The sequence below is a fragment of the Nonomuraea sp. JJY05 genome, assembly GCF_043496855.1.
Classification (GTDB): domain Bacteria; phylum Actinomycetota; class Actinomycetes; order Streptosporangiales; family Streptosporangiaceae; genus Nonomuraea.
Genome location: NZ_JBIEIS010000021.1, coordinates 95,870 through 108,231, shown reverse-complemented (window position 1 = coordinate 108,231; position 12,362 = coordinate 95,870). Strand labels below are relative to the sequence as shown.

The 12,362-nt window shown below is 71.7% G+C and carries 17 protein-coding genes and 1 tRNA gene; 10 read left to right on the top strand and 8 right to left on the bottom strand.

What is annotated here, in order from left to right; all coding sequences use genetic code 11:
- The first annotated feature begins 39 nt into the window (after nucleotides 1–39).
- From ACFKCF_RS31280 to ACFKCF_RS31270, 3 genes are all read left to right on the top strand, one after another.
- A complete protein-coding gene (locus ACFKCF_RS31280) occupies nucleotides 40–603 on the top strand; it encodes a CGNR zinc finger domain-containing protein (RefSeq protein WP_394498846.1) in 564 nt (187 codons plus the stop codon).
- Nucleotides 604–679: 76 nt separating this feature from the next.
- On the top strand, nucleotides 680–1,123 hold the full coding sequence (locus ACFKCF_RS31275; protein ID WP_394498845.1) for a VOC family protein: 444 nt from the start codon (nucleotides 680–682) through the stop codon (nucleotides 1,121–1,123).
- The gene (locus ACFKCF_RS31270; RefSeq protein ID WP_394498844.1) at nucleotides 1,123–2,025 is read left to right on the top strand and encodes a pyridoxamine 5'-phosphate oxidase family protein; all 903 of its coding nucleotides are present in this window, start codon (nucleotides 1,123–1,125) and stop codon (nucleotides 2,023–2,025) included. The genes ACFKCF_RS31275 and ACFKCF_RS31270 overlap by 1 nt, the downstream gene beginning before the upstream one ends.
- Here the strand turns inward: ACFKCF_RS31270 and ACFKCF_RS31265 are convergent.
- Nucleotides 1,964–2,863: a GNAT family N-acetyltransferase gene (locus ACFKCF_RS31265; protein ID WP_394498842.1), complete on the bottom strand. Its 900-nt coding sequence runs from the start codon at nucleotides 2,861–2,863 to the stop codon at nucleotides 1,964–1,966. The genes ACFKCF_RS31270 and ACFKCF_RS31265 overlap by 62 nt on opposite strands.
- 38 nt (nucleotides 2,864–2,901) lie before the next feature.
- Nucleotides 2,902–3,135 carry a hypothetical protein gene (locus tag ACFKCF_RS31260; protein WP_364840653.1) on the bottom strand — a complete coding sequence of 78 codons (234 nt, stop codon included), beginning with the start codon at nucleotides 3,133–3,135 and terminating at the stop codon, nucleotides 2,902–2,904.
- An 84-nt stretch (nucleotides 3,136–3,219) separates the two neighbouring features.
- Between ACFKCF_RS31260 and ACFKCF_RS31255 the strand changes: the two genes are divergently transcribed.
- A complete protein-coding gene (locus ACFKCF_RS31255) occupies nucleotides 3,220–3,816 on the top strand; it encodes a TetR/AcrR family transcriptional regulator (RefSeq protein ID WP_394498840.1) in 597 nt (198 codons plus the stop codon).
- A complete protein-coding gene (locus tag ACFKCF_RS31250) occupies nucleotides 3,813–4,316 on the top strand; it encodes a DUF6653 family protein (RefSeq protein ID WP_394498839.1) in 504 nt (167 codons plus the stop codon). The genes ACFKCF_RS31255 and ACFKCF_RS31250 overlap by 4 nt, the downstream gene beginning before the upstream one ends.
- A gap of 21 nt (nucleotides 4,317–4,337) precedes the next feature.
- On the opposite strand, the gene ACFKCF_RS31245 is transcribed toward ACFKCF_RS31250, so the two are convergent.
- A tRNA-Ala gene (locus ACFKCF_RS31245) sits at nucleotides 4,338–4,410 on the bottom strand.
- Nucleotides 4,411–4,488: 78 nt separating this feature from the next.
- On the opposite strand from ACFKCF_RS31245, the gene ACFKCF_RS31240 reads away from it, so the two are divergent.
- Complete coding sequence (locus ACFKCF_RS31240; RefSeq protein ID WP_394498837.1) at nucleotides 4,489–5,199, top strand: tRNA-dependent cyclodipeptide synthase; 711 nt, start codon at nucleotides 4,489–4,491, stop codon at nucleotides 5,197–5,199.
- A 75-nt stretch (nucleotides 5,200–5,274) separates the two neighbouring features.
- Complete coding sequence (locus tag ACFKCF_RS31235) at nucleotides 5,275–5,748, top strand: EF-hand domain-containing protein (protein ID WP_394498836.1); 474 nt, start codon at nucleotides 5,275–5,277, stop codon at nucleotides 5,746–5,748.
- 5 nt (nucleotides 5,749–5,753) lie between these two features.
- Here ACFKCF_RS31235 and ACFKCF_RS31230 read toward each other — a convergent pair whose 3' ends face one another.
- From ACFKCF_RS31230 to ACFKCF_RS31220, 3 genes are all read right to left on the bottom strand, one after another.
- Nucleotides 5,754–7,229: a von Willebrand factor type A domain-containing protein gene (locus ACFKCF_RS31230; RefSeq protein WP_394498835.1), complete on the bottom strand. Its 1,476-nt coding sequence runs from the start codon at nucleotides 7,227–7,229 to the stop codon at nucleotides 5,754–5,756.
- Nucleotides 7,230–7,383: 154 nt separating this feature from the next.
- Nucleotides 7,384–7,887 carry an isoprenylcysteine carboxyl methyltransferase family protein gene (locus ACFKCF_RS31225; protein ID WP_394498834.1) on the bottom strand — a complete coding sequence of 168 codons (504 nt, stop codon included), beginning with the start codon at nucleotides 7,885–7,887 and terminating at the stop codon, nucleotides 7,384–7,386.
- Entirely contained in the window at nucleotides 7,884–8,939 is a 1,056-nt protein-coding gene (locus ACFKCF_RS31220) for a type III polyketide synthase (protein ID WP_394498928.1), read from the bottom strand. Before ACFKCF_RS31220 ends, ACFKCF_RS31225 begins: the two co-directional genes overlap by 4 nt.
- Nucleotides 8,940–8,946: 7 nt before the next feature.
- Between ACFKCF_RS31220 and ACFKCF_RS31215 the strand changes: the two genes are divergently transcribed.
- Nucleotides 8,947–9,918 (top strand): helix-turn-helix domain-containing protein, encoded by a 972-nt coding sequence (locus tag ACFKCF_RS31215; protein ID WP_394498833.1) that lies wholly within the window; start codon nucleotides 8,947–8,949, stop codon nucleotides 9,916–9,918.
- 19 nt (nucleotides 9,919–9,937) lie between these two features.
- Here the strand turns inward: ACFKCF_RS31215 and ACFKCF_RS31210 are convergent, their stop codons facing one another.
- Both ACFKCF_RS31210 and ACFKCF_RS31205 read right to left on the bottom strand, forming a co-directional pair.
- Entirely contained in the window at nucleotides 9,938–11,026 is a 1,089-nt protein-coding gene (locus tag ACFKCF_RS31210) for a methyltransferase (protein WP_394498832.1), read from the bottom strand.
- Between the two features lie 44 nt (nucleotides 11,027–11,070).
- Complete coding sequence (locus ACFKCF_RS31205) at nucleotides 11,071–11,709, bottom strand: TetR/AcrR family transcriptional regulator (protein WP_394498831.1); 639 nt, start codon at nucleotides 11,707–11,709, stop codon at nucleotides 11,071–11,073.
- Between the two features lie 22 nt (nucleotides 11,710–11,731).
- Between ACFKCF_RS31205 and ACFKCF_RS31200 the strand changes: the two genes are divergently transcribed.
- Nucleotides 11,732–12,160, top strand: a complete 429-nt coding sequence (locus ACFKCF_RS31200) for a hemerythrin domain-containing protein (RefSeq protein ID WP_394498830.1) — start codon at nucleotides 11,732–11,734, stop codon at nucleotides 12,158–12,160.
- A 36-nt stretch (nucleotides 12,161–12,196) separates the two neighbouring features.
- Nucleotides 12,197–12,358: a hypothetical protein gene (locus ACFKCF_RS31195; RefSeq protein WP_394498829.1), complete on the top strand. Its 162-nt coding sequence runs from the start codon at nucleotides 12,197–12,199 to the stop codon at nucleotides 12,356–12,358.
- Nucleotides 12,359–12,362: the final 4 nt, after the last annotated feature.

Below are 12,362 nucleotides of genomic sequence, written 5' to 3'. Positions count from 1 at the left end.
CTAACGGGTGACCGACTGAATAGGCGTTAGATTGGGAGGATGTCCCTGACCCTCGAATTCGTCAGCACCATCAGGGCCGAGCGCTCCGGATTGACCGACAGGCTGTCCGACCTGGACGGCATGACGGCCTGGGTGCGGACGCACGCGCCCGACCTCGGCGACCTCACCGTCACGGAGGAGCTGCGCCAGGAGACGGTGCGCCTGCGCCAGGCCGTACGCGCGCTGCTCGCCAAGGCCGTGGCGCCGGAGCCGCCGAGCCGGGCGGACGCGGCGACCCTGCCCGGGTTCGAGGAGTCGCTGGCCCTGGTCAACGCCACCGCCCTGGCCGCCCCCACCGCACCCCAGCTGCACTGGAACGGCGAGCCGTCCCTCGCCACCGTGCCCGCGACGCGGGCCGACCCCGGCGCCCGGCTGCTCGCCCGGCTCGCCACGGCCGCCGTCGAGTTCCTCGCGGGGCCGGACCGCGCCCTGGTCCGCACCTGCCAGGCGCCGCGCTGCGTGCTCTATTTCGTCAAGGAGCACCCGCGCCAGGAGTGGTGCTCGACGGGCTGCGGCAACCGCGCCCGCGCGGCCAGGCACTACAGGGAGCACAAGAAAATCTAACGTTTGCAAGCCCGAGTTGCCGTTATAGTCTCTTTCTAACGGCAACTCGGCCGTGCAGGCGTTAGAGGAGAGTGGCATGTCCTTCCAGACCGGGCACATCGGGCTCAACGTCACCGATCTCGACAAGTCCAAAGAGTTCTACACGCGGGTCTTCGGCTTCACGGTGGCGGGCGAGTCGCAGGAGGACGGCCGCCGGTACGCGTTCCTGGCCCAGGACGGCACGCTGGTGCTGACGCTCTGGCAGCAGAGCGCCGGCCGCTTCGAGGCCGCCCGTCCGGGGCTGCACCACCTGTCGTTCCAGGTGGCCGACCTCGACGCGGTACGCCGGGCGGAGACGGTGATCAGGGAGATCGGCGCGACCCTCTACCACGACGGCGTCGTGCCGCACCGCGAGGGCGCCTCGTCGGGCGGCGTGTTCTTCGCCGACCCCGACGGCATCCGGCTGGAGATCTTCGCCCCGGACGGCGCGGGTGACCGGCCCGCGCCCAGCTCCGACGCGCCGACCTGCGGGTTCTTCTAATGAGGCATCCGGGCGAGGTGGCCGTGCAGCGCCGGGCGGGGGTGCGGCTGGAGGACCACGGGAGTTCACGGACGCGCCCCGAGATCCCGGAGCCGGCGGCCGAGTTCCTGCGGGACCAGCACATGATCGTCGTGGGGGCGGCCGACGACGGCGGGCACGTGTGGGCGGGCGTGCTCACGGGCCCGGCGGGGTTCGCCTCCGCGACGGACGACCGCACGATCGTGCTGCACGCCCTGCCGGGCGCCGACGACCCGCTGCACGGGCTGTTCGAGCGGGAACGGGACATCGGCCTGATCGCCATCGAGCCGCACACGCGGCGCCGGATGCGCGTGAACGGCACCGCCGTGCGGGCCGGCGACGCCCTGGTGGTGTGGACGGAGCAGGTCTACTCGAACTGCCCCAAGTACATCCAGACCCGCTCCCCCACCTCCGCTCCCGGCGAGCCCGCGGGGCTGGGGCGCGGGATCGCGCTGCCGGACCGGCACCGTAGGTGGATCGCCGAGGCGGACACGTTCTTCATCGCCACGCGGGCCGAAGGGCTCGGGACGGACGTGTCACACCGAGGCGGCAACCCCGGCTTCGTCCGGGTGACGGGAGCGCGATCGCTGGAGTTCCCGGACTACCAGGGCAACTCGATGTACATGACGCTGGGCAACCTGGAGCTGGACCCGGCGGCCGGGCTGCTGTTCGTCGACTGGGAGCGTGGGGAGACGCTGCAGCTCACGGGCCGGGCCCGGGTGGAATGGGGGGAGCAGCGGATGGTGCGCTTCGAGCTGGAGGAGTATGCGCACCTGGGCGGGACCGTGTCGGCCGGCTGGACCGCCCCCGGGTATCACCGCTTCAACCCCCCGGTCGAGGCAGGCGCTTCTCGAACCAGTGATGCGCGTACGGCTCGTCGCTGAACGCCGCCACCTCCCGGTAGCCGCTGGCCCGGTAGAGGGCGACGGCCTCCGTGAGCACCCGGTTGGTCTCCAGCCGCAGCGTGCGGACGCCCTGGGCGGCCGCCTTCCCCTCCGCCTCGGCGAGCAGCCGCCGCCCCAGCCCCATCCCGCGCACGGCCGGGTCCACCCACATCCGCTTGATCTCGGCGGACCCGGCCTCGCGGTGGAGCTTGAGGGCCACGCAGCCGACCGGCTCGGCGTGCAGCAGGGCGACCAGCAGCATCCCGGCCGGGGGCCGCAGCTCGGCGTCGGTCGCGGAGATGCTGCGGGCCGGATCGAAACCGCCCTCGAACCGGCGGGCCAGCTCGCCGGCGTAGGCCTGGAGGCAGTGGCGGGCGCCGGGATGGCGCGGGTCGAGCACGTCGATCCCGATCATGGAGGCGAGCAGCAGGCGCTCGACCTCGGACATGGCGGCCACGAGCCGGTCGCGCTGGGCGTCGGTGAGCGGCTCGAGGATGGCCGCCGCCGCCTCCTCGGACCTGCGATCCAGCTCCTCCCGCTCGGCGATCCCCGCAGGCGTGAGCCGGGCCGTGCGCACCCGGCCGTCGGAGCCGCCGTCGTCGACGGCCACCAGCCCGTCGGCCTCCAGCGACCGCAGCAGCCTGCTCAGGTAGCCGGAGTCGAGGTCGAGCCGCGTCCGCAGGGCTCGCACCTCGCTGCCCTCCGCCCCGATCTCCCAGAGCACCCGCGACTGCCCGAGCGCCCGATCCCGGGCCAGGAACCTGTCGTTGAGCGCCCCGATCCGCTGCGTCACGGTCCGCTGGAACCTGCGCACCTGGCCGATCGCCACACCGTCCATACCTCTGACTTTAGTCAGAGGTTCTCCCTTCCGCGAGGTCACATCCACGGACCCGCGATCGGCACCGCGCTGTAGTCCTCTCCCGTGACCGGGCGGATCTCCTCCCAGTGCACCCATCGCGCGCCCTCGCTCGCCTGCGGCGGCCAGAGCAGGAATCCCCATCGCACCCCTTCGGCGTCGTCGCCCCAGGCCAGCAGGTAGCGCGCCGCCGTGGCGTGCTCCACGACGGGCGGGCGCCAGAGCTCGGGCAGGTCCTGCGTGTCGATATCCATACCGTTCATTATACGAACACGCATTCGACAACTCCAGGAGTGCTAGGCTATGACTGAATATTCGATCCAGTCATAGGGACACACATGGCTGTGGCATTCACGCCCGAGGACCGGGCGCGCATCACCGCGTCGCTGCTCGACACCGCCGAAGAGCTCTTCGCCACCCAGGGCCTGAAGAAGACCTCGCTCGACGAGCTGGTCGCGGCCTCGGGCATCGCCAAGGGCAGCTTCTACGCGTTCTTCGAGTCCAAGGAGGAGCTGTACAAGGAGGTGATGATCCGCCGGGCGCCCGTGCTCGGCAAGCGGCTGGCCGCCGCCCTCGACCGGCCGCCCGGTGTCGAGGCGCTCGCCCACATCATGCGCGAGCTGATCGACGTGCTCACCACCGACCCGTTCTACTGGCGCCTGCTCACCCGGCCCGAGGAGCTGGAGGCGGTGGCGCGCAGGGTCGGGGCCGAGGAGGTCGCCCGCGTCACGCCTCACCTGCTGACGCCGCTGATCGACTACCTCGCCCGGGGGCAGGCCGACGGCGTCATCGTCGCGGACGCCCCACCCGAGGTGCTGGTCTGCGTGCTGCGCACGGCCGGCCTGCTGGTGCTCGACCGCGACAGGTTCGGCCCCGACCACCCCCAGGTGGTCGAGGCCACCATCAACGCGCTGGCCAGGGGGCTCATCGCATGAACGTGCTGAAGAAGTACGCGCAGGCCGCGGGCATGACGGACGAGGCGTGGAAGCGGCACGCCAACCCGTGGAGCGTCTGGACCAGGTTCGCGGCCATCCCGCTGATGATCGCGGCCATCTGGAGCAGGCAGTGGATCGGCTGGTGGGCCCTCGTCCCGGTGGGCCTGGTCGTCGTCTGGCTGGCCGTCAACCCGCACGTCTTCCCGGCGATCGAGCGGCCCGGCAGCTGGTCGGCCCGGGGGATCTACGGCGAGAAGCTGTGGCTGCGCGATCGGTCGCTGATCAGCGGCGACCACCGGAACGTGCAGCGGCTGCTCATCGGGGTCGGCTCGGCGGGGTTCGCCCTGCTCACCTGGGGGCTGATCGCGCTCGACCTCTGGCCGACGGTGTTCGGCGCCACGCTGGTCACGCTCGGCCAGCTCTGGCGCATCGACCGGCTCGGCCAGCTCTACCTGGCCCAACAGGATACAACAGAAAACCGCCCCTGCCCACTGAGGTGAGGAGAGGCGGTCGGGTCGGGGTGGAGCTATGGGGATTCGAACCCCAGACCTCCTCCATGCCATGGAGGCGCGCTACCAACTGCGCCATAGCCCCTTGCTGCGTGTACGAGTGTAGCCGACTTACGGACCCCTCAAGCACACGTTAAAAAGTAAGCATACGCAGAGTAAAAGCTTGCTACTGTCCGTTGCCGTGTTCAGCGTGCAACCACTACCCCTGACCCCGCGATGCGCCCAGATCCTCGACGAGCGCGAGCATGCCGTGATCGGCGTCAGCGCGCTCAACGGATACTTCACCCCCAGCACCATCAGACGCCTCCTCGACTGGGCGACCCGGACGTTCACGCGGGTCCACGTCCTCGTGCCCGGCGTCGAGCTGACCGGGACGCTGGTCGCCAGGGGCTGCCCGGCGGCCAAGGCCGGGGCCAAGGCGAGAGCGGCGGCCAACAACACGCGCAACCGGGTGATCCGCGCGCTCGACTCCCTCGACCCGCCCGACGCCACCGTGTTCGACTGGAACGAGCTGGCCGCCGACCCGGCCTACGACGGGGCGAGGACGCGGCTGGAGCGGCTGTTCGCCACCGATCCGGCCTTCAGGGAGCACTGCATGGACGCGGTACGGCCGATCGTCGCCGTGCCGGAGCTGTCCCGCGAGCAGGCCGAGCACGCCCTGCCCTTCCTCCTGGCCGAGCTGCCCTTCGTGATCGACACCCCGTCGATCCTCCGCACGGGCTCGTCGGTGTTCTGCTACCCCCGGCCGATGCCGATGGTGGACCTGCTCTACGCCGGCCTGCTGCCCGTGCGCCCGGCCCCCATGCAGGGATTCGTCTCCACCGCATTGACACAGGCCGCCCGGCCCGCCCACCATCTCAGTAACGCCAGGTAAATACATCGTCACCAGAGGTGGCCAGCTATGGATGCAGACGCCCGAAATGCTGGACAGGCGTTTGACACGAGCGACATGGATCACAACGGCTACCTCGACCACCGCGACATGATCGTGGTCGCCGCCGCGCTGTGCGCCCGGCTCGGGCTGTCCGGGCAGCACGCGCAGCGGGTCACGGACGCGTACGAGCGGGTCTGGCAGTACGCCGTCCGCAACATCGGCACCGACCCCGAGGGCCGCATCAGCAGGGAGTCCTACATCCACTACGCGCTGGCCCCCGGGCTCGACCGCGGCGCGTTCGTGGCCAACGTGGTCAGGCCGATCACCGACGCCCTCTGGGACGCGCTCGACGCCGACGGCGACGAGCGGCTCGACCGGGCCGAGTTCCTGCGCCTGTGGTCGGCGTACGACGTGGCGGGGGCGGCGTCACGGGCGTCGTTCGACCGGCTGCGCGGCAACAAGGTGGCGCACGTGTCGAAGGACGGGTTCGCCCGGGCGATGTACGACTTCTACTACAGCTCCGGCACCGCCGCCCCCATACTCGGCTGAAGCCCTCACCCCACCGAACGGGCCTGGTCGATGAGCTGGACCAGCTCCGTCACCATCGGGTCCTCGGTGGCCGGCGCCAGCCGGGCGGCCTGCTCCTTGAGCTCGGGCAGGTCCATGCCGAACGCCTTCCTGTCCCGCAGGTAGACCGCGAACGCGCCCACCACCACGTCCACCTGGAACCTGACCGGCGCCTTGTCCAGCGACGCGGCCAGCTCGTCGGCCCGCAGCGACTTGCTCGCCTCGGAGGCGGCCCGGGTGTCGGGGTCCTGCCAGCGTACGGTGGCCTGGGCGAGCTGCCCCTCGGCGCCCGGCTTGAGACGCAGCGAGTAGAGCGCGGTGACCGAGTGGCCGGGGCCGATCTCGCCGCCGTCGCGGGTGTCGTCGCGGAAGTCCTCCGTGTTCAGCGCGCGGTTCTCGTACCCGATGAGCTGGTAGCGCTCCACCACCGACGGGTTGAAGACCACCTGGGCCTTGGCGTCGCGCGCCCGCAGCTCGATGTTCGCGGGCAGCTGCGTGGTGAAGACCTTGTCGGCCTCCTCCTGTGTGCTGACGTACACGGCCATGCCGTCGCCGTTGTCGGCGAGCTGCTCCATCAGCTCGTCGCCGTAGTCGCGGCCGACGCCGACGGTGAGCAGCGTGACCTGCTTGCCCGCATACTCCTTGACCTGGCCGAGGATGCTACGCCACTCGGTGGGGCCCTGGTTGGCCAGGCCGTCGGAGAGCAGGATGACCCGGTTCGTGGCGGCGGGGCGGAACGCCTTGGACGCCTCCTGGTAGCCGGCGACGAGCCCGGCCGAGAGGTTGGTGCCGCCCGAGACGGTCAGCTCGTTCACCGCGTCGCGCAGCTCCTGCCTCGCGGTCAGCGGGGTCATCGACGCCAGCACGTCGGCCTCGTCGCTGAAGGACACGATCGACACCTGGTCGCCGGGCGCGAGCTGCTCAAGCAGTTTGAGCAGGGCCGACTTGACCAGGTCCAGCCGCCCGGTCTCGGCCATCGAGCCGGACACGTCGACGACGAACGTGAGGTTGGCGGGCCGCCGCGCCGCCGCGTCGGAACCGCGCGTCTGCAGGCCCACGCGCAGGATCGCCTGGTCGCGCTCCGGCAGCTTCGCGCCGTCCACGTGCACGGCGAAGCCGTCGTCCGACGGCGGCGCGTAGTCCTGCCGGAACGCGTTGATCCACTCCTCCGGGCGGATCTCGCCGGGCGCGGGCCAGCGGCCTCCCTGGAGGGTCTGCCGGGCGTAACCGTACGAGGCCGTGTCCACGTCCAGGGCGAACGTGGAGATCTGGGCCGTGGTCGTGTCCTCCTCGCCGTTCGTCTTGGCGGGTGACGCGGACGGGCGGGCCGGGGCCGGTTCCGCGTTCGCCGGAGCGTCGGCCGCGCGTTCACCGCTGGACTTGTTTCCGGAGCCACCTCCGCACGCAGAGAGGGCGAGCAGCGCAACAATCCCAATCCCCGCCACTAAAGGGCGAAATTTCATTGCAACCACCTCCATGCCCTACGACGGAACTTGATCTGCATCGGCCGGGCCGGTGACGTAAGCGAGCACAAACCGCGATCGGCGCGTGATCAGTTGTGACGAATGCGACAGTTGGGGTGACCGCGGGTGCCGTCCGGACCATCGGGATGTGGCCCTACCGTGACAACGCCGCGTCCTCCACCCGCACCCGTACGGTGAGCAGCACCGCGTTGGCGGCGGCGAAGGCCAGCGCGGTGAGCCAGGCCGAGTGCACCAGCGGCAGCGCGAGCCCTTCGGCGACCACGGCCACGTAGTTGGGGTGCCGCAGCCAGCGGTACGGCCCCCGGTCCACCAGCGGCATTCCCGGCACCACGACCACGCGGGTGTTCCACTGCCTGCCCAGCGTCCCGACGCACCACCAGCGCAGCCCCTGGGCCAGGACGACGACCGCCAGCATCGGCCAGCCCAGCAACGGGACGAAGGGGCGGCCGAGCAGCCACACCTCGGCGGGCGCCGCCCCGAGGAGCGCCGCGTGGGCCAGGACGATCCAGGGGTAGTGCCGCCGGCCGTACTCGACGCCGCCCCTGGACCTGGCCCAGGCCAGGTTGCGGCGGGCCACCGCCAACTCGGCCAGCCGCTCCAGGGCGACCAGCCCGATCAGGACGAGGTACGCGCTCACCAGTGCAGCAGCAACAGCTCGGCGGAGAACCCCGGCCCCAGCGCGAGGAGCACGGCGGGAGCGCCCGGCCGGCCCCGCGTCTCCTGGAGCACGTGGAGCACCGAGACCGAGGACAGGTTGCCGTGCTCGCGCAGCGACCGCCAGGTCACGTCCAGCGCTTTGGGAGGCAGGCCGAGGGTCCGCGTGATCGCCTCGATGACCTTGGGGCCGCCGGGGTGGCAGACCCAGGTGGCGACCTGCTCGGGGGTCAGGCCGTAGTCCGCCAGGAACGCCTTGATGTCACCGGCCAGCACCTGCTCCACGAACGCGGTCAGTTCCGGGTCCAGCACGATCCGGAACCCGTGCGGCCCGACCTCCCAGCCCATGAGGTGCTCGGTGTCCGGATAGAGCCGGCTGCGGGTGGCCACGACCTCGGGGCCCTCGCCGCGCCCGGTCGCCACGACGGCCGCCGCGCCGTCCCCGAACAGGGCGCTGGCCACCAGGTTCGCGAGCGAGGTGTCGTCCCGCTGGATCGTCAGCGAGCACAGCTCCACGCACACCAGCATCGCGACGTGGTCGGGCCAGCCGCGCAGGTAGTCGTGCAGGCGCGACAGCCCCGACGCGCCCGCCGCGCACCCGAGGCCGAACACGGGCACCCGCTTGACGTCCGGCCGCAGCCCCACCCGCTGGGCCAGCCTGGCGTCGAGCGAGGGCGTGGCGATGCCGGTGGTCGAGCAGAGCAGCAGGTGATCGACGCGCTCCGGGCGCACGCCGGCCTTGTTCAGGGCGCCTTTGACGGCCTGCTCGGTCAGGTCGAGGGCCGTTTCGACGTAGGTGTCGTTCGCGCGGGCGAAGGAGTCGAGCTTGGTGTAGTCGGCCAGCGGGAGCGCGAGATTGCGGCCTTCCACGCCGGCCGCCGCATGGAATCGGCGCAGCAGCTCCTCGTCGCAGTCGGTCAGCCGGGAGAACGCCTCGGTGATCTCCGCCTGGGCGTAGTGATGATCCGGCAAAACGGTCTGCACAGCCGATATATGCATATACCTCTCTTGCCGCTGAAAGGCCGCGGCTAACATGCGAGGCATGCTTCTGCCGCTTCCCTCCAGGCCGCATCGGGTGGCCGCGCTGGCGTTCGACGGCATGGCGCCGTTCGAGCTCGGCTGCGTCGTGGAGTTCTTCGGGCTGCCCCGGCCCGAGCTGGACGTCCCGTGGTACTCGCTCGCGGTCTGCGCCGAGACGCCAGCGCCGCTGCGGGTGGTGGGCGGGTTCACCATGCAGGCGGCGCACGGGCTGGACGTGCTGGCCGAGGCCGACACGGTGATCGTGCCCGGGGTGGCGGACGTGCGCGGAGAGGTCTCCGGCGCGCTCGTGTCCGCGCTGCGGCTCGCCCACTCGCGTGGCGCGCGCCTGGTGTCGATCTGCTCGGGCGCGTTCGCGCTGGCGGCGGCCGGGCTGCTAGACGGGCGCGAGGCCACCACGCACTGGAAGTACGCCGAGCTGCTCCAGGAGCGTTTCCCGCTCGTCCGGGTCAACCCCTCGGTCCTGTACGTGGACGGCGGCGACGTGCTGACCAGCGCAGGCAGCGCGGCGGGCCTCGACCTGCTGGTCCACCTGGTACGCAGCGACCACGGGCCGACCGTGGCCAACGCCGTGGCCCGCCGCCTGGTCATACCGCCGCACCGGGAGGGCGGCCAGGCGCAGTTCATCCAGGCCGCCGTGACACCCGTGACGGACGACGACGGGGTGGCCAGGGCGATGTCGTGGGCCCTGGAGCACCTGGCCGGGCCGATCGCCGTGGCGGACCTGGCCAGGGTGGCGCACATGTCGGAGCGCTCGTTCATCAGGCACTTCAGGCGGCAGACCGGCACCAGCCCGCTGCGGTGGGTGATCTCGCAGCGGGTGGCGGCCAGCCTGCCGATGCTGGAGTCCACCGGGGCGCCGGTGGAGGAGATCGGGGCGGCGGTCGGGTTCGAGAGCGCGGTGACGTTCCGGCACCACTTCACGCGGGCCATGCGGACGTCGCCGTCGGCGTACCGGCGGGCCTTCGGGGCGTGAGCCTGCGCGCGTACCGGTCTCAGGCCGTGAGCCTCCACAGGGAGGTGATCTCGGCGGCGCGGGCCTCGTGCAGCGCGTCCTGCTCGTCCTTCGGCCGGTGGTGCCGAGGCGGGACGTCCAGGCGCCCGGCCACGCGCAGCCCGGCCCCCTCGAACGCGGCCAGCAGGTCGGCCCGGGTGCGCAGGCCGAGGTGCTCGGCCAGGTCGGAGAGGATGAGCCAGCCCTCGCCGCCCGGCTCCAGGTGCCCGGCGAGACCGTCGAGGAACCCGTTCAGCATCCGCCCGCCGGGATCGTAGACGGCCTGGTCGAGGGGCGAGACCGGCTTGGCGGGCAACCACGGCGGGTTGCACACGACCAGCGGCGCCCTGCCGGGCGGGAAGAGGTCGGCACGCACGACCTCCACCCGGTCGTCCAGCCCGAGACGGGCCAGGTTGTCCTCGGCGCACTCGACGGAGCGCTGGTCGAGGTCGGTGGCCACGACCTCGTGCACGCCCCGCTCGGCCAGCACGGCGGCCAGCACGCCCGTGCCGGTGCCGATGTCGAAGGCCAGCCGGCGGTCCTCCGGCAGCGGCGCCCGCGCGACCAGGTCGACGTACTCGCCCCTGATCGGCGAGAAGACGCCGTGGTGCGGGTGGATGCGGGCCCCGAGCGCGGGGACGTGGACGCCCTTGCGCCGCCACTCGTGGGCTCCGATCAGACCGAGCAGCTCGCGCAGCTGGCCCACCGCCGGCGGGGCCTCGGCGCCGTACACCTCGGCGCACGCCTCGCGCACGTCCGGCGCCCTGCGCAGCGCCACCACGTGGTCCTGCGCGAACGGGATGAGCAGCATGCCCAGCGTGCGGGCGCGCTGGGACCGGGCCTGGCGGTAGCGGTGGAACCCGGAGCCGGGCGCGGCGGGCTTGCACCGGCGCCCCATGGCTGTCAGCAGCTGGCGGGCGTTCTGGAAGTCGCCCTGCCAGAGCAGCGCGGTGCCCTCGCAGGCCAGCCGGTAAGCGGTGTCGGCCGTCATCCGGTCGTCGGCCGTGACCACCCGCCTGGGTGGCGACGCGCCCAGCGCCGACCGCCAGATCGCCGACCGTTCCTGCCCTGCCTCGGTCCAGTGGATCATCAGAACCCGACCGTTTCACACGTCACGCCCGCGCGGCCACCCATTTACGGCAGCAGACCGTCCACCAGGGCGCGCAGCCCCCGGGCGTAGGTGTCCTGCGCGGTCAACTCCTCCCACCGTACGCCCACCGCGCTGATCAGCGGGAACTCCTCGGGATCCAGCCCGGCGAACACCCGCTCCCGATACGTCGGGCCCCCTTCCGCCCGCCTCCTCCCGGCCGCCGCCCTGGAGCCGATCTCCCCCGCCGTGTAGTGCCAGATGATCCGGTACGCGTCCACGGCCCGCTCGATCGTCAGCCCGGCGCGTACGGCGGCGTCGATGATCTTCTCCGGGTACCAGAGGGCGCCGACCGAGAGCAGGTCGTCGGCCCTGAGCACGTCCACGATCCACGGGCAGCCGGACAGCCCCTCGCGCATGGCCGTGGCCACGGCCACCACGCACTCGCGCGGGTCGTCCGGCAGCTCGGGCCTGGGCATCCCGGCGGCGTAGTCGTCAAGGAGGAGCAGGAGCAGCTCCTCCTTGTCGCGTACGTGGTGGTACAGCGCCATCGCCGTGCTGCCCACCTCCTTCGCAAGCCTGCGCATGGTCAGGCCGCCGACTCCGTCCGCCTCGATGACGTGGTGAGCGGCGGCCACGATCTCCGCCCGGGAGATCCTGGGCGGCCTTCCTGTACGTGCGGGCATCCTGTCATGCTACTTTCTATACATGTATGAAAACTCGGCGAGGCTCGTCGCCTGGGGTGACGAGCTGATCAAGCTGCACGACGGTTTCCGGCGCGACCTGGCGAACCTGCGTTCGTCGCGCGGGACGGACCTGCGTACGCACTGCCTGGCCTTCTGCGACGCCCTCCACGCCCACCACGAGGGAGAGGACGGCGCGCTCTTCCCCCATCTCGCGGGCGAGCACCCGGAGCTGGCGCAGGCGCTGGAACGGCTGCGGGCGGAGCACGTGGTGGTGGCGCGGCTCATGGAGCGCATTCGCCTCCTGCTGGACACGGACGATGACGGCGACGGCGACGGGGTGGCGGCCGAGCTCGACCGCCTGGCCCGCGAGCTGGAGGCGCATCTGGACTACGAGGAGGAGCAGCTGGTGCCCATCCTGAACACGATGGACACCCTCCCGGACGAGGTCTGACCGGGCTATCTGGCGCGCAGGGCGTCGAGGCTCAGCGTGAAGTGGCGACGCCACCGCTCGGGATCGGCCTCCGCCGTCGCACCGGCCTCCCCCGAAGCCGTGGCCGAGACCCACTGGCGCCTCCACACGGCCCGTGACCTCCACGAGGTCGTCCTCGGCGACCTGGCCACCGTCAAAGCGGCGATCAGCGCCCTCTGACCGC

Bases quoted from the DNA above. Each gene is read 5' to 3' on its own strand.
- ACFKCF_RS31210 (WP_394498832.1), bottom strand. From the start codon at position 11,026: ATGATCCACTGGACCGAGGCAGGGCAGGAACGGTCGGCGATCTGGCGG.
- ACFKCF_RS31250 (WP_394498839.1), top strand. From the start codon at position 3,813: ATGAACGTGCTGAAGAAGTACGCGCAGGCCGCGGGCATGACGGACGAG.
- ACFKCF_RS31235 (WP_394498836.1), top strand. From the start codon at position 5,275: ATGGATCACAACGGCTACCTCGACCACCGCGACATGATCGTGGTCGCC.
- ACFKCF_RS31265 (WP_394498842.1), bottom strand. From the start codon at position 2,863: ATGGACGGTGTGGCGATCGGCCAGGTGCGCAGGTTCCAGCGGACCGTG.
- ACFKCF_RS31280 (WP_394498846.1), top strand. From the start codon at position 40: ATGTCCCTGACCCTCGAATTCGTCAGCACCATCAGGGCCGAGCGCTCC.
- ACFKCF_RS31220 (WP_394498928.1), bottom strand. From the start codon at position 8,939: ATGTTAGCCGCGGCCTTTCAGCGGCAAGAGAGGTATATGCATATATCG.
- ACFKCF_RS31275 (WP_394498845.1), top strand. From the start codon at position 680: ATGTCCTTCCAGACCGGGCACATCGGGCTCAACGTCACCGATCTCGAC.
- ACFKCF_RS31260 (WP_364840653.1), bottom strand. From the start codon at position 3,135: ATGGATATCGACACGCAGGACCTGCCCGAGCTCTGGCGCCCGCCCGTC.
- ACFKCF_RS31215 (WP_394498833.1), top strand. From the start codon at position 8,947: ATGCTTCTGCCGCTTCCCTCCAGGCCGCATCGGGTGGCCGCGCTGGCG.
- ACFKCF_RS31205 (WP_394498831.1), bottom strand. From the start codon at position 11,709: ATGCCCGCACGTACAGGAAGGCCGCCCAGGATCTCCCGGGCGGAGATC.
- ACFKCF_RS31200 (WP_394498830.1), top strand. From the start codon at position 11,732: ATGTATGAAAACTCGGCGAGGCTCGTCGCCTGGGGTGACGAGCTGATC.
- ACFKCF_RS31270 (WP_394498844.1), top strand. From the start codon at position 1,123: ATGAGGCATCCGGGCGAGGTGGCCGTGCAGCGCCGGGCGGGGGTGCGG.
- ACFKCF_RS31230 (WP_394498835.1), bottom strand. From the start codon at position 7,229: ATGAAATTTCGCCCTTTAGTGGCGGGGATTGGGATTGTTGCGCTGCTC.
- ACFKCF_RS31255 (WP_394498840.1), top strand. From the start codon at position 3,220: ATGGCTGTGGCATTCACGCCCGAGGACCGGGCGCGCATCACCGCGTCG.